Origin of the sequence: Pectinatus haikarae (assembly GCF_015732185.1) — a bacterium.
GTDB lineage: Bacteria > Bacillota > Negativicutes > Selenomonadales > Selenomonadaceae > Pectinatus > Pectinatus haikarae.
In genome coordinates this window covers 1-18862 of the sequence record NZ_WIQM01000009.1, presented here as the reverse complement: position 1 = coordinate 18862, position 18862 = coordinate 1, and the positions used below count along the sequence as shown (strand labels likewise).

The 18862-nt window shown below is 41.0% G+C and carries 16 protein-coding genes and 1 other RNA gene; 8 read left to right on the top strand and 9 right to left on the bottom strand.

Annotated features, from left to right (window positions below; all coding sequences use genetic code 11):
• Positions 1-4 precede the first annotated feature (4 nt).
• From I6758_RS07105 to I6758_RS07085, 5 genes are read left to right on the top strand one after another with little or no spacing between them, the layout of a single operon-like run.
• Positions 5-1066, top strand: a complete 1062-nt coding sequence (locus I6758_RS07105) for a sulfate/molybdate ABC transporter ATP-binding protein (RefSeq protein WP_196604520.1) — start codon at positions 5-7, stop codon at positions 1064-1066.
• Between the two features lie 11 nt (positions 1067-1077).
• The gene (locus I6758_RS07100) at positions 1078-2772 is read left to right on the top strand and encodes an adenylyl-sulfate reductase subunit alpha (RefSeq protein WP_196604519.1); all 1695 of its coding nucleotides are present in this window, start codon (positions 1078-1080) and stop codon (positions 2770-2772) included.
• Positions 2753-3067 carry a 4Fe-4S dicluster domain-containing protein gene (locus I6758_RS07095; protein WP_196604518.1) on the top strand — a complete coding sequence of 105 codons (315 nt, stop codon included), beginning with the start codon at positions 2753-2755 and terminating at the stop codon, positions 3065-3067. The genes I6758_RS07100 and I6758_RS07095 overlap by 20 nt, the downstream gene beginning before the upstream one ends.
• Before the next feature lie 31 nt (positions 3068-3098).
• Positions 3099-4022, top strand: a complete 924-nt coding sequence (gene cysD / locus I6758_RS07090; protein WP_196604517.1) for a sulfate adenylyltransferase subunit CysD — start codon at positions 3099-3101, stop codon at positions 4020-4022.
• Entirely contained in the window at positions 4022-5719 is a 1698-nt protein-coding gene (locus I6758_RS07085; RefSeq protein ID WP_196604516.1) for a sulfate adenylyltransferase subunit 1, read from the top strand. Before cysD ends, I6758_RS07085 begins: the two co-directional genes overlap by 1 nt.
• A gap of 128 nt (positions 5720-5847) precedes the next feature.
• Here the strand turns inward: I6758_RS07085 and I6758_RS07080 are convergent, their stop codons facing one another.
• The 6 genes from I6758_RS07080 to I6758_RS07055 form a co-directional block, all read right to left on the bottom strand.
• The gene (locus I6758_RS07080; protein ID WP_196604515.1) at positions 5848-6486 is read right to left on the bottom strand and encodes a K(+)-transporting ATPase subunit C; all 639 of its coding nucleotides are present in this window, start codon (positions 6484-6486) and stop codon (positions 5848-5850) included.
• A 47-nt stretch (positions 6487-6533) separates the two neighbouring features.
• Positions 6534-8588 carry a potassium-transporting ATPase subunit KdpB gene (kdpB, locus tag I6758_RS07075; RefSeq protein WP_196604514.1) on the bottom strand — a complete coding sequence of 685 codons (2055 nt, stop codon included), beginning with the start codon at positions 8586-8588 and terminating at the stop codon, positions 6534-6536.
• Positions 8589-8601: 13 nt separating this feature from the next.
• Positions 8602-10320: a potassium-transporting ATPase subunit KdpA gene (kdpA, locus tag I6758_RS07070; RefSeq protein WP_196604513.1), complete on the bottom strand. Its 1719-nt coding sequence runs from the start codon at positions 10318-10320 to the stop codon at positions 8602-8604.
• Positions 10321-10339: 19 nt separating this feature from the next.
• Complete coding sequence (gene kdpF, locus I6758_RS15205) at positions 10340-10417, bottom strand: K(+)-transporting ATPase subunit F (RefSeq protein ID WP_196604583.1); 78 nt, start codon at positions 10415-10417, stop codon at positions 10340-10342.
• A gap of 305 nt (positions 10418-10722) precedes the next feature.
• Entirely contained in the window at positions 10723-11454 is a 732-nt protein-coding gene (locus I6758_RS07060; protein ID WP_196604512.1) for a response regulator, read from the bottom strand.
• Positions 11447-14146, bottom strand: coding sequence for a sensor histidine kinase (locus I6758_RS07055; protein ID WP_196604511.1), 2700 nt, complete (start codon positions 14144-14146; stop codon positions 11447-11449). Before I6758_RS07055 ends, I6758_RS07060 begins: the two co-directional genes overlap by 8 nt.
• Positions 14147-14531: 385 nt before the next feature.
• Here I6758_RS07055 and I6758_RS07050 point away from each other — a divergent pair, with 385 nt between their 5' ends.
• Together I6758_RS07050 and ssrA are read left to right on the top strand one after the other, a co-directional pair.
• Positions 14532-15029 (top strand): CBS domain-containing protein, encoded by a 498-nt coding sequence (locus I6758_RS07050; protein ID WP_196604510.1) that lies wholly within the window; start codon positions 14532-14534, stop codon positions 15027-15029.
• A gap of 381 nt (positions 15030-15410) precedes the next feature.
• Positions 15411-15761: a transfer-messenger RNA gene (ssrA, locus tag I6758_RS07045) on the top strand.
• Positions 15762-15860: 99 nt separating this feature from the next.
• Here ssrA and I6758_RS07040 read toward each other — a convergent pair.
• The 3 genes from I6758_RS07040 to I6758_RS07030 form a co-directional block, all read right to left on the bottom strand.
• Positions 15861-16916: an IS30 family transposase gene (locus I6758_RS07040; RefSeq protein ID WP_196603708.1), complete on the bottom strand. Its 1056-nt coding sequence runs from the start codon at positions 16914-16916 to the stop codon at positions 15861-15863.
• 105 nt (positions 16917-17021) lie between these two features.
• Entirely contained in the window at positions 17022-17861 is an 840-nt protein-coding gene (locus I6758_RS07035) for a recombinase family protein (RefSeq protein ID WP_330998016.1), read from the bottom strand.
• A 12-nt stretch (positions 17862-17873) separates the two neighbouring features.
• Positions 17874-18476, bottom strand: coding sequence for a recombinase family protein (locus I6758_RS07030; RefSeq protein WP_196604509.1), 603 nt, complete (start codon positions 18474-18476; stop codon positions 17874-17876).
• Between the two features lie 196 nt (positions 18477-18672).
• Here I6758_RS07030 and I6758_RS07025 point away from each other — a divergent pair.
• Positions 18673-18862: hypothetical protein (locus tag I6758_RS07025; RefSeq protein WP_196604508.1), on the top strand; the 190-nt coding region annotated here is incomplete at its 3' end.

The following is an 18862-nucleotide window of genomic DNA, read 5'->3' as shown; positions in this document are numbered from 1 at the left end:
TATAATGTATATAGAATTGAAGAATATCAATAAGAGTTTTGGTACATATAAGGCTTCAGACGATGTGAGTTTTGCTCTGCCGGCTGGCTCTCTTTCTGCATTTTTGGGTCCGTCGGGCAGTGGAAAAACGACTATTCTGCGCATTCTCGCGGGATTGGAAACACCTGACAGCGGTGATATTATTATTGATGGGCAGCGTGTCAATGATATTACTCCCGCAAAACGCGGCATAGGTTTTGTTTTTCAGAATTATGCACTTTTCAGATATATGACGGTTTTTGATAATATTGCTTTTGGCATGAAAATAAAAAAAATCTCTGCCGACAGAATTAAGAAAAGAGTGGGGGAACTTACAGAACTTATTGGATTAAAGGGTCTAGAAAATAGGTATCCCGCTCAGCTTTCCGGCGGACAGAAACAGCGTGTGGCTTTTGCCCGCGCCATAGCTCCTGAACCAAAGGTACTCCTGCTTGATGAACCGTTTGCGGCAATAGATGCAAAAATACGCAAAGAACTTCGGCAATGGCTGAAGGATACCATAAAAAAATTGAATATAACCAGTATTTTCGTCACGCATGATCAGGACGAGGCCAGTGAAGTGGCTGATGAAATCCTGATTATCAATAAGGGGCGTGTTGAACAGAGCGGTTCTCCTCTGGCTGTTTATAAAAAACCGGTCACACCGTTTGTAGCGCAATTTATCGGGGAAAATTCTCTGATAAATAATTACGACAAATTAAAAGGATTTTACCGCCAGGAAGGATTTTCTACGGCTGTCATCCGTCCTGAGTTTATTTCTATTTTCAAGGAAAATGAACAATACCAAAATTCTTATACTGCCGAACCGGGTGTTGTAAAAACAGTTACCTTCCGCGGCTCTCATCTTGAGATAGTTGTCATCTTGCATGGTATAGAATTGAAGGCTGTATGGCCTACGGACAGAGAGCTTTTGATTTCCCAGGAAAAAGTGGGTGTGCTTGTGAAAAAAATGTATTTGATAGATGGGGGCAATATCAGGGAAATAGAAAACGAGGCACTTATCGCAGATAATTCGGTAATAATTTAAGGACGGGCACAATGGAAAATTTAGAGATAAAATATCTCAGTACGGATATTTTGATTGCCGGCGGAGGGACAGCGGGTTGTTATGCCGCGCTGAAGCTCGCTGAAAAAGCAACGAAGCATATTATGATCGTCGAAAAGGCGAATATCAAGCGCAGCGGCTGCCTTGCCGCCGGAGTCAACGCTCTCAATGCTTATATAACAAAAGGGCGGACTCCGGATTTTTATGTTGATTACGCTGAACGTGATGCTGAGGGTATTGCCAGAGGCGATCTTCTCCTGACTATGTCGGAAAGACTTAATGAATGTGCTGCAGATCTGGAAAAATTGGGACTGGTGATTTTAAAAAACGCTGACGGCAGCTATGCTGAACGCGGTACACGCAACATAAAAATCAACGGCGAAAATATAAAGCCTATTTTGGCTGTTGCCGTATATGAACGGCCTAATATCAAAGTTTATAATCATGTAAATATTATAGATTTTATAGTGGTGGGCAATAGAATTTATGGTGCGGCGGCTGTCGATGTCCATAAACCAATTCTCTATATAATAAAAGCTTCCGCCGTATTATGCGCTACTGGCGGAGCAGCCGGCTTATACAGACCAAACAATCCCGGTTTTTCCCGGCATAAAATGTGGTATCCGCCTTTTAATACCGGTGCCGGCATGGCTGCGGGTATGCGTAACGGAGCGGAAATGACTACACTTGAAATGCGGTTTATCGCCCTGCGCTGCAAGGATACCATCGCGCCGACAGGCACTATAGCTCAAGGCGTAGGAGCAAAGCAGATAAATTCTTACGGCGAAGTATATGAAACGAAATATGGTATATCCACGCCGAATCGACTCTATGGCACAGTGGTAGAAAACGCTGCGGGAAAAGGTCCATGCTTCCTGAAAACTGTCGGTATCAGCGATGAACAGGAATTGGATCTGAAAAAAGCGTATTTAAATATGGCTCCCTCACAAACCTTAAAATGGATCGAGCAGGGGTCGCCTCAGGAAAGAAATGTCGAGATAGAAGGAACAGAGCCTTATATTGTCGGCGGACATGCTGCTGCCGGTTTCTGGATATCGACAGATCGTCACACAACAATAAGAGGTCTTTTCGCTGCCGGTGACACAGCGGGCGGCTGTCCGCAGAAATATGTGACGGGTGCTATGGCTGAGGCCGATATCGCAGCAATGGGAATTATGGAATATCTTTCATCGGCAGCCGATAATAAAACAGAAATTGACTATCATAAATACGGAGAACAATATAAGCAGCAGGAAGAACATTTTCTTAATGTTGCGGATAAAGAGTTCTGCGTCCAGGATTTGGAAGAAGCCATGCAAAAAATTATGGACGATTATGCCGGCGGCATCAAAACAGGCTATAAATATAATGAAGCCGGTCTGAGTATAGCAGGGAAAGAAATAGACAAATTATGCCTGCTGACGGATGAGCTTCCTGCCCGCAGCATGCACGAGCTTACCTTTATACACGAGCTTAAGGACAGATTATATATCTGCCGTTTCCTTATAGAGCACCTGAAAGCTCGTAAGGAGACACGCTGGCATAGTTTTGCGGAAAATGCCGATTATCCGGATAAGGATGATGTTTTTAAAGAGTATATCAATTCCCGTATAGAAGATGGAGAGATAAAGATCATTCATCGGCCAATCGTAAAAAGAGGGGTGCGCTATGAGCATAACTATCAATAAGGATTTGTGCATTGGCTGCGGGCGCTGCAGTGAAATATGCCCGGGAACACTTATTGAGCTCACTGAACAGCATAAGGCGATTATGATTTATCCGCGTGACTGCTGGGGCTGCGCATCCTGCTTAAAGGAATGCCCGACAGGTGCGGTCAGTTTTTTTCTTGGACCGGATATGGGCGGGCGCGGTGCAGTAATGCATGCAAAAAAAACGGGCAGTATAACGCAATGGATCATCACCAAAGCTGACGGCATACCTGTCGTTTTGGAAACAGACAGCAGGGCTGCAAATAAATACTGAGTTACGTAAAAAAATAGTTGACGGGTTTATTATGAATTCGATCACGACAGGGAGGATTTTTATGCTTTCACATTTGGATAAGCTTGAGGCAGAGGCAATTTATATTATACGTGAAGTTGCTGCTGTTTGTGAAAAACCGGTGATGCTTTATTCTATAGGCAAGGACAGCTCTGTAATGCTGCATTTGGCCTTAAAGGCTTTTTATCCTGAAAAACCGCCTTTTCCTTTTTTACATATAGATACAACCTGGAAATTTCACGATATGATTGCTTTTCGTGATAGAGTTGCCAAAGAACACGGCATAACAATGCTTAAATATACCAATAAGGATGGTGTCGCCCGCGGCATAAATCCATTTGACCACGGTTCATCCTATACTGATATAATGAAAACACAGGCTTTAAAACAGGCTCTGAAAAAATATCAATTTACGGCGGCCTTTGGCGGCGGACGACGAGATGAAGAAAAATCACGGGCTAAGGAACGAATATTTTCCTTCCGCAATGAGGCGCAGGTCTGGGATCCGAAAAACCAAAGACCTGAAATGTGGAAACTGTACAATCCCCGTATAAAAAAAGGGGAAAGCATGCGGGTTTTTCCAATTTCCAATTGGACAGAAAAGGATATCTGGCAGTACATAAAACGGGAAAATATAGAAATAGTTCCTCTCTATTTTGCAAAGGTACGTCCTGTCATAAAACGGGACGGCATGATCATCATGGTTGATGATGACAGGCTGAAGCTTCGCCCAGATGAAAAAATAATTAATGAGAAAGTCCGCTTCCGCACACTCGGCTGTTATCCGCTCACCGGCGGTTTTGCTTCTGAGGCAGACACTCTTGATAAAATAATTGCCGAAACTTTGCAGGCAGTCACTTCCGAAAGAGCCAGCCGCGCTATAGATAAAGATTCAATTGGCAGCATGGAACGGCGCAAGAGAGAGGGGTATTTTTAATGAGCGGACTATTGAAGTTTATAACCTGCGGCAGTGTTGATGACGGCAAATCGACACTTATCGGCCATATATTATATGATTCCAAGCTTTTGTATGCGGATCAGGAAAAAGCACTGGAGCTTGAAAGCAAGGCTGGCAGTCGCGGCGGCAAATTGGATTATTCTCTGCTTTTGGACGGACTTATGGCTGAACATGAACAAGGTATAACTATTGATGTGGCTTACAGATATTTTACTACCGAAAAAAGAAGCTTTATAGTAGCGGATACTCCGGGACATGAAGAATATACGAGAAACATGGCGGTAGGGGCGTCATTCGCCGATCTTGCCGTTATTTTAACAGATGCTGCTAAAGGTGTTCTTGTACAAACAAGACGTCATGCACGCATTTGTCATCTCATGGGAATAAAACATTTTATTTTTGCTGTCAACAAAATGGATATTATTGATTACAGCGAAAAGCGTTTTCAGGAAATAACAGCGCAGATAAATGAGTTAGTCGGGCAGATCGGTTTGGAAAATGTTGATATAATACCGTTATCTGCAACCGAGGGTGACAATGTAACTGTAAAATCATTGAATATGCCGTGGTATAAAGGCGATGCCCTGCTTCCTGCACTGGAAAATGTAGATGCAGAAGACAATATTGAGGACAGCGGTTTTTATATGCCTGTACAGAGAGTATGCCGACCGGACAGAACCTTTCGCGGTTTTCAGGGGCAGTGTGAAGGCGGGCAGCTTTATACTGGCGATACGGTGACTGTTTTGCCAAGCGGTGAAACGGCTGATGTGAAAAGCATTCATACTGCCGGTGCAAAAACAGATAATGCTGCTGCCGGTCAAGCGTTGACAATAGAGCTGTCTAAAGAAATTGATGTATCACGCGGCTGTGTCATCACTAAAGATATAAAAGCAGTTATAACAAAATCAATAACATCTGATATCCTTTGGATGGATGATGAACCGCTGCTCCTTGATCACGAATATATATTCCAGCTTGGCTCTGGCAGCACTATAGCCGTGATAAAGGAAATAAACTATAAAACTGATGTCAATACGGGCAATGAGCTGACTGCTTCTGTTCTTCATAAAAATGAACTTGCCAGTTGTACGATCGCATTGTCTGACAGAATCACGGCAGCTGAATTCACTGCATATCCGGTATTGGGCAGTTTTATATTAGTGGACAGGCTGAGCAATATGACCTCGGCATGCGGTGTTATCCGGAAAGCGCGGCAGGTTACTGACGATGATTATAGTTTTGTCAGCGGCAATACAAAAATATCGGCAACTCTTTTTGATGAATATTATTATAATATGGGCGATATGAAAATAGATACTGCTCAGAAAGATTATAAAACATTCACTATAGGCGATGTACTGCCCTTGAAGGGAAGAACCTATAACTATCCAAAAGAAACAGATATTGTTGCTTTTGCGGAAAAAGCAGTTATCCGTGTACGAAACGGGAAAATAATAGACTTTGTGCCATTTGCACAGTATAGTTTTGATGTGCAGTATAACGCACCGCTTATTGACTCCCGCGGCTTTGCTATTAATGTTAATGATCAGGCTGAACTTGATAAATTCCGGGCAGAATATGCGGATGGTAAAAATCAGGCTGCTTTTTGGAATAAGTGGCTCGATTGTACAAAATGGCGCCATATATTATTCAATGACAATTTTTGGATGATATAGCGTAATAGAAATATATACTGGCAAATAAAGAAAAATAGACAGAAATAAACAGAAACCGGACATCTTTAATCAGATATCCGGTTTCTGTATTTTATAATACAATATTATCCGTAAAAAATGACCGTGTTTTAATCAGCATGCTGCCCGGACAGCCTCAGAACCTTAGCTATTTCCAGATTTACTTTTAATACGTTGACTGTTTCTTCTCCGAAAATGCCCAATAATTTATTTTGAGTGTTTTTTTTGACTATGTTTTCCAATATTTCCCGGGATAAACCGGTCGATTGGACTAAAGCCGGTATCTGAATGGCAGCTGATTTCGGACTGATATGCGGATCAAGGCCTGAACCGGATGATGTCAGCAGATCCGCGGGAATATCCTCTTTGTTTATAGTCGGATTGACTGCCGTAAATTTCATAATATCTGCTGTCACACGTTCGGTGAGATCAGGATTGGTCGGAGCAAAATTTTTGGAGCCTGAACTGACTCCTGTGTAATCACCGCCGTCTTTTTCCTCCTGTGTATAGGTATTGTAATTCACGGCGGAAGGACGATTTTTCATGAACCGGTGATCTGAAAAATCCTGTCCTATAAGCTCAGAACCGACAGCATGGCCATTTTCGACAATCAGGCTGCCATTTGCCTGACTCGGGAAAAAAAGCTGGCTGATTCCAGTGAGCAGCAAAGGATAGACCAGACCGCATAACAAAAGCAGCACTATTGTTATCATGAATTGAGTTTTTATTTCTTTTAAAAATGCACTCATTATTTAGCCTCCTGTTTTAATTCAAAAGCGGCAGAGCAAGTACGTAATTATAATCCTGCGGCAGTAAGCAGCGGAGTTATGATCAAGTCAATTATTTTAATACCTGCAAATGGTGCAATAATACCGCCAAGACCATAAATCAGCATATTGCGGGTCAGCATTTTTTCTGCACTCATTGGTCTGTACTCTACACCTCTCATAGCCAGAGGAATCAGTATCGGAATAATTATGGCATTAAAAATCAAAGCAGAGAGAATGGCACTGTAAGGAGTGGATAATACCATGATATTCAGTATCTGCATTTGTGGTATAACCGCCATAAACATTGCGGGGATAATAGCAAAATACTTGGCAACGTCGTTTGCAATGCTGAAAGTTGTCAATGCCCCCCTCGTGATAAGGAGCTGCTTGCCGATCTCAACTACATCCAGAATCTTGGTGGGATCGGAGTCAAGGTCTACCATATTTGCAGCTTCTTTTGCGGCAGCAGTGCCGCTGTTCATTGCAATACCAACATTGGCCTGTGCAAGAGCAGGTGCGTCATTTGTGCCGTCTCCTGTCATGGCAACAATTTTGCCTTCTGCCTGTTCTGCCTTGATAGCGGCAATTTTATCTTCCGGTCTGCATTCAGCTATAAAGCTGTCTACGCCGGCTTCCTGTGCGATGGTTGCTGCGGTCAGGGGATTGTCGCCTGTACACATGATAGTTTTTATCCCAATGGCTCTGAGTCTGGCAAAACGTTCTGTCAGACCTTGCTTGATGGTATCTTTCAAGTAGATGACACCCAGAATCTGTTCCTTTAGACATACGACAAGCGGCGTACCGCCGAGTCTGGCAACTTCATTGACGCTGCCCTCCAGATCAGTTGGTATGACACTCCCAAGTTCCCGTACATATTTCTGAATTGCATCGGAGGCTCCTTTGCGTATTTTTATGCTGTCAGGCAGGTCGATACCGCTCATGCGCGTCTGGGCGGTAAACTCTACTGATTTCATACCGGGAATTTCCTGTTGCCGTTTTCCGCTCAGGCTTTCTCCCAGACTTACGATTGATTTCCCTTCAGGAGTATCGTCTTTTAAAGAGCTGATGACAGAATAGCGAATAAGCTCTTCTTCACTTGCATTCCCCACAGGAATAAATTTTGCGGCCATGCGGTTACCGTAAGTAATAGTGCCGGTCTTATCAAGAATCATGGTATCCACGTCTCCGCAAACTTCTACGGCTTTACCCGACATAGCTATAACATTAAAACGTGTAACACGGTCCATACCGGCAATTCCGATAGCCGAAAGCAATCCGCCGATGGTTGTGGGAATCAGGCAAACGATCAGGGCAATCAGCGTGGAGATTTGCAGATGTATGCCGCTGTAAAGAGCAATAGGGTAGAGACTGACGATAACGATTAAAAAAATAATAGTCAGACTGACCAGCAGGGTATTCAGGGCTATCTCGTTTGGTGTCTTTTGGCGGGATGCCCCTTCTACCAGAGAAATCATTTTATCAAGAAATGATTCCCCCGGATCAGATGTGATCCGTATTTTAAGCCAATCACTGACAACTGTTGTTCCGCCTGTGACAGAGGCAAAATCACCGCCGCTTTCCTTTACCACAGGAGCTGATTCTCCCGTTATGGCAGATTCATCCACCGAGGCAATCCCTTTGATCACTTCGCCGTCATTGGGGATGAGTTCTCCTGACTTCACGAGAACGATATCATCTTTTTTCAATCCATCGGCACTTATGATTTCATCTTCTCCGTTATCTTTCAGGATACGGGCATGCATATCTTTCTGTGTTTTTTTCAGGCTTTGCGCCTGTGCTTTTCCCCGCCCTTCAGCTACTGCTTCTGCAAAATTGGCGAACAGCACTGTAATCAAAAGAATGGCCGATACAGTAAAATTATACAGATAAAGATCAGCTCCCTCATCGCCGAATAAATCGGGAACAAAACCAAGCAGCAGAGTGATAATAAATCCTGATTCCACTACAAACATGACAGGATTTTTTATCATATATAGAGGATTCAGTTTTTTAAACGCCCCAAGAATAGAGGCTTTTAGAATATCTCCGGTAATAAAATTTGTTTTAGTTTTTTTATTCATAAAAGTATCCTCCTCAATTCCACAAGACCATATGCTCGGTAATCGGGCCAAGTATCAATGCCGGAAAAAATGTCAATGCAGCAATGATGATAATGACCATAAATAAAACTATGGTGAATGTTCCGGTATCAGTCTTTAAAGTACCTATGGATTCACTGACAGGCCGCTTAAGCATCAGCGAGCCTGCGACGGCCAGCATAATAATCATGGACAGATAGCGTCCGAAAAACATAGCCAATCCTGTTGTAATATTCCAGAAATAGGTATTGTCACCAAGGCCCTCAAAGCCTGAACCGTTGTTGGCAGACGCCGAAGAAAATTCATACAGCACCTGGGTAAATCCATGGGGACCGGGATTGCTGATACCCGCCAGACCGGCTGGCAGAGCTATGGCCAATGCAGAAAAGGAAAGAATCAGCAGTGGATGGATAATGATAGCAAGAGCTGTCAGCTTCATTTCCCGACCCTCAATTTTTTTTGCCAGATATTCCGGTGTGCGTCCGACCATAAGCCCGCAGATGAATACTGTTAAAATTACATACATCAGCATATTTATCAGACCTACGCCTTTGCCGCCGAACACAAGATTAAGCATCATATTTACCAAGGCTACCATGCCGCCGATCGGCGTCAGGGTATCATGCATATTGTTTATGCTGCCTGTAGTAAAAGCGGTAGTCACAGTAGTAAAAAGGGCAGATTGGGCAATGCCAAAACGCATTTCTTTGCCTTCCATGCTGCCCATGCTCTGATTTAGCCCCACCTGCTGTAATGCCGGGTTGCCTGCCTGTTCGGCCCAAAAACAGACGGCAATCCCTATGACAAGGAGGAAGAACATAACCGCAAAAACAGGCTTAGCCTCTCTGCTGAACAACCTCTTTCTTTCCATGTCTTTTTCACTGCTTTTTCCGCGGCTGCGGACCATTAAACCGAACATTACAACGACACTTCCCGGCAGGATCATCATGGAAAGCATTTCTATCATATTTGTCAATACATTTGGATTTTCAAAAGGCGCCGTTGAATTTGCACCGAAAAAACCGCCGCCGTTGGTTCCTAAATGCTTGATGGACTCCAGTGCAGCGACAGGCCCCATTGAAAGGTCCTGATATTTTCCTTCGATCGTCTGTACAGTTGTATTGGGCGACAGATTCTGTACAACACCCTGGGATACCAGCAGCAAACCAATTGCAAGAGAGAGCGGCAGAAAAACACGTGTAGTGATGCGAATAATATCGGCATAAAAATTACCCACGGTTTTTGTTTTGGCGGCAAAGCCTCGTATAACGGCTGCGGCAACAGAAAATCCGGTAGCCGAGGAAGTAAACATCATGAAGGTAATGACCAGCATCTGACTCAGATATGAAAGTCCCGATTCTCCGGAATAATGCTGAAGATCAGTATTTGTAATAAAGCTGATTACTGTATTAAACGACAGAACTGGTTCCATGCCGCCAATGCTGTTGGGGTTGAAAAAAGGAACGGTTTGTATTCTTAAAATCAGATAACCGATCAACACCATGATTGCATTTGTTGTCAGCATGGCCATGGCATACTGCTTCCATTGCATACCTTTTCTGTCGATACTGCATAACCGATAAATCACGTTATCCACTCTGTCAAAAATCGGATCGGCAAAAGTATGCTGACTGGCAGTGATGTGATACATATATTTCCCCATCGGGAAAATAATAACAACAAAAACTGCTAAAAATATGAGTATCTGCAACATTTTTCGTTCCGCCTTCCTGCTAAAATTTTTCGGGATTGATCAAAGCATAAAACAGGTATACAGCCAGTCCTGCGATCAGAATTCCAAGAATTATCATTTTTTATCCGTCTCCTTTATAATTTACTGACCTGCTGTTCGCACCAATCGGCAAAGATTTTGATCAAAAAAAAGCAGATTACCAGTATACCGACCATTAAAATATCCATACTTAAACCCTCCTTTTACTTTATTGTTTACTTAGTTTACCAGTTCTTACGTTGATTTAGTGTTAGGGTTTTCGTGGACTGATTAAAATTACATAAAGATTGTCCTTTACAATATATTTAGACAAAAAAAATACTGACCTTTGTCCTTTTGAGACATAGGTCAGCATCCTTAAAACAAGCTATTTTATTCTGAAATTCAGGAATTGAAATCAGAAAGGCTGTTGGCATCACCAACTCGCAGCATCCGGTACCCTACACCGATATGCGTTTGAATATACTTCGGCTGCTGGGATGGTACTTTTTCTATCTTTTTTCTCAAAGTTGCCATGAAAACACGCAGGGCAGGAATATCATTGGCATAATTACCCCAAATTTCATTTATAATGAAATTGTGTGTCAGTACTTTTCCAATATTTTTGGCTAACAAACATATAAGTTTATACTCGATGGGAGTCAAATGTATTTCTTCTTTATCCAGCCAAACGCAGCCTGCTGCATAATCAATTTTCAAATTCCCATTGATAAAGGATGAAGCATCGCTTTGCAGTCTTTCATTATCATAGCGGACCCTTCGAAGGCTGACCCGCAGCCTTGCCAGAAATTCATCCACGCTAAAGGGTTTTGTCAGATAGTCATCTGCTCCGGCGTCCAACGCATCAATTTTATCCCGATCCTCGCTGCGGGCACTGACTACGATAATAGGCATATTGGACCATGTCCTGACTTTTTTGATAATACTGACGCCGTCCATATCAGGAAGTCCCAGATCCAAAATCATAATATCCGGTTTTTTAGAAACGGCTTCAAGAATAGCACCCTCACCTGTTTCTGCTGTATGGTATTGATAATTCTGTGTTTTCAGCGTTGTAGATATCAGTTTCCTGATGGCTCTGTCATCCTCAACAATAAGGATCAAAGGTTTATTCATGCATATCCACCTCCTCAACCTGCAGAGTAAAGCCGAATATAGTACCCTGCGGGATATTGTTTTTTACAAAAATCTCACCTTTGTGGGCTTCAACGATGGATTTGCAGAGGTAAAGCCCCAGTCCCAGTCCCCGTCTACCATCTCCGCGGATATTGCCGGCAGTGTAAAACATGTCAAACAGATTGATTTTGTCTTTATCGGGTATGCCGGGGCCATCGTCAGCAACTTCTATGACTGCTGTTTCTTTTTCATGTCTGGCGGAAATAAAAATGTGAGATCCTGCCGGTGTATATTTAATGGCATTATCTATAATGTTGATCAGAACCTGTATGATCAGGCGATAATCCATTTTTGCCATCAGCAGCTCATCATCCAAAATCATTTTGATATTATGCTCCGCACTATTGCGGCTGACATGGAGCAGTGCTTCAGCGATAACCTCTTCCAAAAGCTCCGGCTGCATATTTAAATTCAGCATATCATTGTCAATTCTGGTGATGGAAAGCATATTTTCCACAAGCTTAATCAGCCACGCTGAATCATCATATATATCGGTATATAATGCTTTTTTCTGCCTTTCAGCCAGAACTGCAGAGTTTCTCATGAGAATGCCGGCATTACCGGAAATACTGGTAAGCGGAGTACGCAAATCGTGAGAAATGGTCCGAAGCAGGTTGGCACGCAGCTGTTCCTGCTGTATCCGCATAGAGATTTGTTTTTGTTTTTCATTAAGCCGTTCCTTCTCAAGAACCATTGCGCACTCTCCGAGCATGGCAATCATCAGATTATTTTCATAAGGCTCCAAGGGGAATTTACTGTCCATGGCTATTCCCACCACTGCAAGAACTGTGTCATCTCCGTGCACTGCAAAGTACAGACATTTTGCAGCGGTAAAAGTATCGGTGGTGGCACCGGCTTTTTTGTTGTTTTTATAAACCCATTCGGCCGCTGCACGCTCATCAGCTCCGAAATAAACCTGCGGGTTATCCGATGAGTCATCTTTTTGAAAAACAAATGGTTTTGAAAGTATATTTCCCTGAACAGAATAAAAGATCACTGTTCTGTCCAGCAATTTTAACATTTGCAATGCAGTCTCACGTAAAATATCTGTTTCATCTCTTGCCTGTTGCAATTTCCTACTTGTTTCCAAAAGCACCTCTGTACGATATGCTTTTTGTGCGGCTTGGCGGGCCTGATTTTTTACACGTTTGGTCAGTGTACCGGTGATGAAGGCGGCTGACAGCATAACCATGAATGTGACAGGATAGCCGGAGCTATAAGCCTGGAAAGAAAAGACAGGCTCAGTAAATAGAAAATCAAATATAAGTACGCAAAACACCGATGATAAAACACTGTATATACGGCCTTTTGTGATCATGGCATTGATCAGAACACCTAAAATATAAATTGTGATGATATTTGCATTACTGAAGCCAAGATATTCAAACCATAAGCCTATTAAAGTACAAAAAATTAAAACAGCGGCGGATTTAGCCGAATCAATAAATGATATTTTCATGGACATTGCAATTCCGGGATATTTTATGCGGAAAGATGACTGCGTGTCGGGTATAATATAAATATCGAGCGCAGGAGCAAGAGAAGTCAATCTGTCCACATAATTGGTTTTTCTCAGCCATTTTTGCAGATGCCCGGAGCGTCCCATGACAATTTTTGAAACCCGGCCTGCCTTGGCATATTCTGCAATATGAGCGGGAATATCATCTCCGTACACTGTTGCGATCTGCGCACCCAGCTGTTCAGCCAGTCTGGTATTTTTTCTCAAAGCAGCCTTGTTTTTATTTCCTGATTTTTGTGTGCCGGATGTTTCCACAAACAATGCTGTAAATATACCGTGGAAAGCGGATGACATTCTTGCCGCAGTACGGATGACTTTGGCATTGGAAGGCGCTGAAGACAGACAAACCAAAATGTGTTCACGCACATAGGTACTGCTGTCTTTCAAAGGTCCGCTGTTTTGTATTGCTGTGCGATTGACCTGATCTGCTGTGCGGCGCAGAGCAATTTCACGCAAGGCAATCAAATTGTTCTTTTTGAAAAAATTAACAAGCGCGCGCTTTGCCTGCTCCTTATGATAAATTTTTCCTCTTTGCAGTCTGTCTATCAGATCATCCGGTTCGATATCTATAAGTTCAATCTTATCAGCACTGTCGAAGACATTGTCAGGAATGGTCTCCCGAACGGAAATACCGGTAATAGAGGCTACAATATCATTTAAGCTTTCAATATGCTGAATATTGATCGTAGTAAAAACATCAATGCCTGCCCGCAGCAATTCGTCAATATCCTGATATCTTTTTTTATGGCGGCATCCCTCCGCATTGGTATGAGCCAGCTCATCAACGAGAATGATATCAGGTTTTCGCTCAAGAGCGCGATCCAGATCAAATTCCCTAAATGTGACGCCTTTATAGGATATTTGCAAGGTAGGCAGTATTTCTAACTCATTTGACAGTGCCATAGTTTCCGGACGGCTATGGGGTTCAATGTACCCGGCGATTATATCAATGCCATCCTTTTTTATCCCATGAGCATCTTTCAGCATAGTAAAGGTTTTTCCGACTCCGGCGGCATAACCCAGGTATATCTTTAATCTGCCGTGTTTTTTCCCCGGAAAAGCTTCGTCAGGCTGTCCAGGCAATGCTTCCGAATCAGCTTGTTTGATCGGCATAAAGATCCGCCCTTCTTTTATAAAGATTATATATAAAAGTATAGCATAAAGAGAATTAGGATAGCATTACGGCTTTATCAATAATGTTAAGATTACATTAGGATGGCTGTAAGAATGATGAAATACTAGAATATATGCTTACCGAAATGAAGTTGCTTCTTTTTATATCTGCGGCAGCGGGGCCGGTTAATTTTGATGTAATATTTATGCCGCCCATTTTATTTTTATACTATTCTTATTAAAAAGAAATTATAATAAGAATTGGGAATGATCACTCCATTTACGGAGAAAAATGCCATACCGTATGATACAGATGGAAATTCAATGGATGCTTCAGACGTATAAAAATTAATGTAAATTTTAAATTTATCAGGGGGACAGATGTATGCCATTTGATTCAGACTCTTTTAAAGATCGGGATTCCTATCCCGATAATAATGATAGCTTGAAATGTAATACGGGGAAAAGTATCATTCATTTATTGATACCTAAAGCATCTGTGGCACTTTTGGATGCTCATTGTACTTTGCGGCAGGGACTTGAAAAAATGAGATTTCATGGGTATTCAGCGATACCCGTCATTGAAAAAGACGGAACCTATGTTGGAACAGTCAGCGAAGGGGATTTTTTATGGCATATCCTGGTAAATGAAACTTATGCTATGAAATCACAGGAAAACTATTTTATTTCAGATATACTTCGAAGCAAATGGAACCTTGCTGTAAAAATTGATGCGACCATGGATGAACTTCTGCTGCGTATTATGGATCAAAATTTTGTTCCGGTCATCGATGACAGAGAAAAATTTATAGGAATTATAACAAGAAAAGATGTAATAAAATATCATTATGATTTATTGAAAGATGGGAAACAAAAGGATTGATGCTTTCTCATGAATCAAAAATTGCGTTGGCCGTAGGTTTCTTCCAGTAATTTTCTATGATTTGCACTTGCCATCTTTTGGAAAAATAGATGGTAAAATAGATGGTAAAATAAAGAAATTAAACAGCAGATTGACGCCGTTCAATTAAATGGTAAAGTAGTTGGGCGTTTTTTGTGTTTAAAAATAGGCAAAAAAATAAATCCTTGCAAATACTGCAAGGTATACGGACAATATAAACATATTATGTTATAATATGTCCCAGGTGTTATCTACCGAAACGATAAGGCGGTCAATAGAAGATAATGATTTATACTAAAAAAACAGTATTATTTGACAAGCAAAAAATCTTATGCTATAGTAATAAATGTACTAGTATGTAACGGGGACGTAATGGTTTCGACGGGGGCAGATGATGTACAAGAAGCGAGCCGGGGGGTCATCAACCCGTTAGTAAGGTGAACACTTTTATTAAACATAAAAGCTAACGAAGATTACGCTTTAGCAGCTTAATGCTAACCTCTTTTGTTTCTTTTCTCGCGCGAAGCAAAAAGAGGACAATTGCGAGATACCCAGTATCCAATTCTCGGAGGATGTTGGGGAATTTTATCGAGATAGGAAAATGAAGCTTTGTTTGTGTAGATTTGTTGACTGAAAATTAAACACAAAATGCGCTCGGAGAAACTTGTGCAACAATGTTTTCGGACAGGAGTTCGATTCTCCTCGTCTCCACCAGTCGTATGACAAATATTTCTACTGTATGGTAGGCGTATTTTAATTATAAAACGTAAATTGCAATAGCAAATTGAACACTTTGGTAAAATGCCGATGATCTCAGGCAATATAAAGTTTATCGAGAAAAGCGTCGAACAATTCTTCCGGTGTCTGGTAGGCAAGTCGCTTGCGCGGACGGCTATTCAATTCATCGGCAAAATGTAATATATCTTCATAAGTATATTTCTCAATCGAAACGCCCTTTGGAATATATTGACGCAAGAAGCCGTTGTGCCGTTCATTTACTGGTCGCTCCCAAGAGGAGTAAGGATGTGCATAATAAACACTGGAACCCCAGGCTTCAATCTTGGAAAATTCCTCGAATTCAGAGCCATTATCGGTTGTAATGGTTTTGAAAACAGAACTGAAACGCTCACCATATTCAGCGTGTAGTTCTTTCATCGCAGCCATGACAGACTCACTGTTTTTACCAGGAATGCGAATAGCCAGGTAATTGTTTGTAACACGCTCAATCAGAGTTAAAACAGCAGCTTCTCTGCCTTTTTTTCTGCCAATCACCGTGTCAGCTTCCCAATGGCCGAATTCCGTGCGTAAATCTACGATGTCAGGACGTTCGTCAATGCTGCGACCTTTCAGACGTTTATGCTTTCGGGTTCCTTTTTTGTTTTGCTTTCGCTTTAGAATTTCAGGCAGCTCGAACAGCGATAGCGGCAAATTACCAGCAGCCATTTCGTTATATAGGGTCTTCGTGCATACCATTTCTTTATCAGCAAAGAGCTGGTGCAGGCGCGCATGACCGACGCAAGCGTCTAACGACCACTTTTTTGCCCTAACTTGCGCAACCACCCACTTAACAAAATCTGAGCAATGTGTGATATAATGCGGCCTTTTGCACTTCATTCGATTCATTTCATATACTGCAAGACCTCGTTTGGCGCTGTACTCTGGTGTACGTCCTCTATGGCTTTTGCGCAGCGGTGTACCGCGGCGCAATTCATACATGATAGTACTTGGCGAACAATTGATTTCTCGGGCGATTGCCCGCAGAGAGTATCCTTGCTTGTTTAGTTGCTGGATCGCTCCGCGTTCTTCCCGTCCCAAATGCTGACCACGTTTTCGTTCAGGGAATACTGTGATATAATTATGGCAGTCCATAGTGATTGTCTCCTCTTTGGTTAATGGTGCTGTGAGAACTCCATTTTACCATTTAAAGAAAAGTCACTGTGGACTTTTTGCTAACTGTTCATTTTCATTTTACAATCAACCTTTAATTATAAAATTTTTTTTTGATACTATTATGCTCTCGAGAAAGGTATCTATAATTTCTCTTAACTGACTAACTTTTTTACCTTTCTCAATAAAGGATCTTACCAAATTAATTATTTGTTTTTTTGTTGGCACAAAATTATCAGAACTTTTAAATTTGTTTATTTGCATGTCAATATTATTAAGGCGCGTTTTATTTGCTAAAATTCTCTCGCGTATTATATCTCCGGTTTGTCCATCTTCAGCTAAATCAAGCAGATTGTTAATTTTACCTGTTATTTCGTTACGTTGTTGTTCGAGTAATTTTTTTTCTCTATTATCTCCAGAAGATATTATATTGATTCGTTTTTGTACTTCAGTGGTAAGCAGAGGGATTAGTTTAGGATTTAATAATTGAATATTTATATAATTTAAAGTGGCAGTTTCAAGCCACTCTTTTTTGATTCTTATTCCTTTGCATCCATTCATTGTTTTATTGTTATTGCAACAGCGATAATAAGAATATTTAGTTCCTTTGGTTGATATAAATGTACCTCCAGTCATTCGTGATCCACATTTTGCACAAAATACTTTACCTGTTAAATAATAAGGAATTTTAGCTTTAAATTTAGCCGTTGCATGTTTGTCGGTAAGCATGCGGGTTTGAACTTTATTCCATATTTCCTGTGAAATAATAGCTGGCATACCGTTTGGAATTTCTATCATATCGCTTGAATCATTCATATGATTGTTTCTTGTATGCAATTTCCCACCTGAAACACGTCCAAAGGTATATATTCCTATATATTTTTTATTACGCAAAATGTCATATAAACTGTTTTTGCCAAAATGGATACCGCGTTTAGTTCAATAGCCATTTTGATTCAATTCTGTAAGGATATGATTATATCCAAATCCGGCAGCTCGAAGTTTAAAGATCAAGCGCACAATAGGCGCTTCTTTTTCATTTACAATATATTTAAGATCTGGCCCAACGTCATAACCTAAAGGTGGAGTACCACCATTATGGCGTGCCTTATATGCGTTTTCCCTCTGCCCTTTCAATGCTTCCTTAGCTAGATTACGGCTATAATACGCAGCCATACCGACCATTACAGTTTCCATCATTTGACCTTCTGGACTGCTATCTATGTTTTGAGTGACATATTCATAATGCACTCCATATTTTTGTAATTGTGCCTTATTATAGTAGTAATCATATTCATTACGTGCATTACGATCAATTTTATGAAAAATGACTGCGGAAAACATACATGACTTAGCATCTTTATAAGTTTTTTGAAAAGCCGGCCTGTGATCATTAGTGCCGCTAAAGGTTTCATCACAATATTCATTAATGATACTATAACCCTTATTATAGCAATATGCTTTAGCCGCACGTAATTGAGCTGTGATTGATTCTTCTCTTTGATTGTTGGATGAATATCTTGCGTAAATTGCAACTTTCATAAAAAATAGTTCCTTCCTTAAGTTAATAGAAATATGATTGTATTAGAGGTGAGTGATATAAAATAGGATGTTCATTATGGACATCCTATGAAAAATATGCGAGTATATAATACTCAATGACTTTTATAGATATCTTTTAATTTTTGATTAATAAAGAAATTTTAATTTTTAAGGGTATAAAATGGAAATTATACTTATGGATAAAGAAATTCCTGTAATAGAATTAAATATAAATAATATATCTGGCCGCATAAAAGAAATTATTAAAATATATAATGAAGAATATTTACCATTACCAGTTAAATATCAAACCGATAAAGAATACGCATTAGAATCCTGGATAAAGTCTCGAAGTATTTCAACTTCTCGACAAGATTTATCAGTTT

Bases quoted from the DNA above. Each gene is read 5' to 3' on its own strand.
- kdpB (WP_196604514.1), bottom strand. From the start codon at position 8,588: ATGAATAAAAAAACTAAAACAAATTTTATTACCGGAGATATTCTAAAA.
- kdpA (WP_196604513.1), bottom strand. From the start codon at position 10,320: ATGTTGCAGATACTCATATTTTTAGCAGTTTTTGTTGTTATTATTTTC.
- kdpF (WP_196604583.1), bottom strand. From the start codon at position 10,417: ATGATAATTCTTGGAATTCTGATCGCAGGACTGGCTGTATACCTGTTT.
- cysD (WP_196604517.1), top strand. From the start codon at position 3,099: ATGAATTCGATCACGACAGGGAGGATTTTTATGCTTTCACATTTGGAT.
- I6758_RS07100 (WP_196604519.1), top strand. From the start codon at position 1,078: ATGGAAAATTTAGAGATAAAATATCTCAGTACGGATATTTTGATTGCC.
- I6758_RS07040 (WP_196603708.1), bottom strand. From the start codon at position 16,916: ATGGACTGCCATAATTATATCACAGTATTCCCTGAACGAAAACGTGGT.
- I6758_RS07095 (WP_196604518.1), top strand. From the start codon at position 2,753: ATGAGCATAACTATCAATAAGGATTTGTGCATTGGCTGCGGGCGCTGC.
- I6758_RS07105 (WP_196604520.1), top strand. From the start codon at position 5: ATGTATATAGAATTGAAGAATATCAATAAGAGTTTTGGTACATATAAG.
- I6758_RS07060 (WP_196604512.1), bottom strand. From the start codon at position 11,454: ATGAATAAACCTTTGATCCTTATTGTTGAGGATGACAGAGCCATCAGG.
- I6758_RS07080 (WP_196604515.1), bottom strand. From the start codon at position 6,486: ATGAGTGCATTTTTAAAAGAAATAAAAACTCAATTCATGATAACAATA.
- I6758_RS07050 (WP_196604510.1), top strand. From the start codon at position 14,532: ATGCCATTTGATTCAGACTCTTTTAAAGATCGGGATTCCTATCCCGAT.
- I6758_RS07055 (WP_196604511.1), bottom strand. From the start codon at position 14,146: ATGCCGATCAAACAAGCTGATTCGGAAGCATTGCCTGGACAGCCTGAC.
- I6758_RS07085 (WP_196604516.1), top strand. From the start codon at position 4,022: ATGAGCGGACTATTGAAGTTTATAACCTGCGGCAGTGTTGATGACGGC.
- I6758_RS07030 (WP_196604509.1), bottom strand. From the start codon at position 18,476: ATGAAAGTTGCAATTTACGCAAGATATTCATCCAACAATCAAAGAGAA.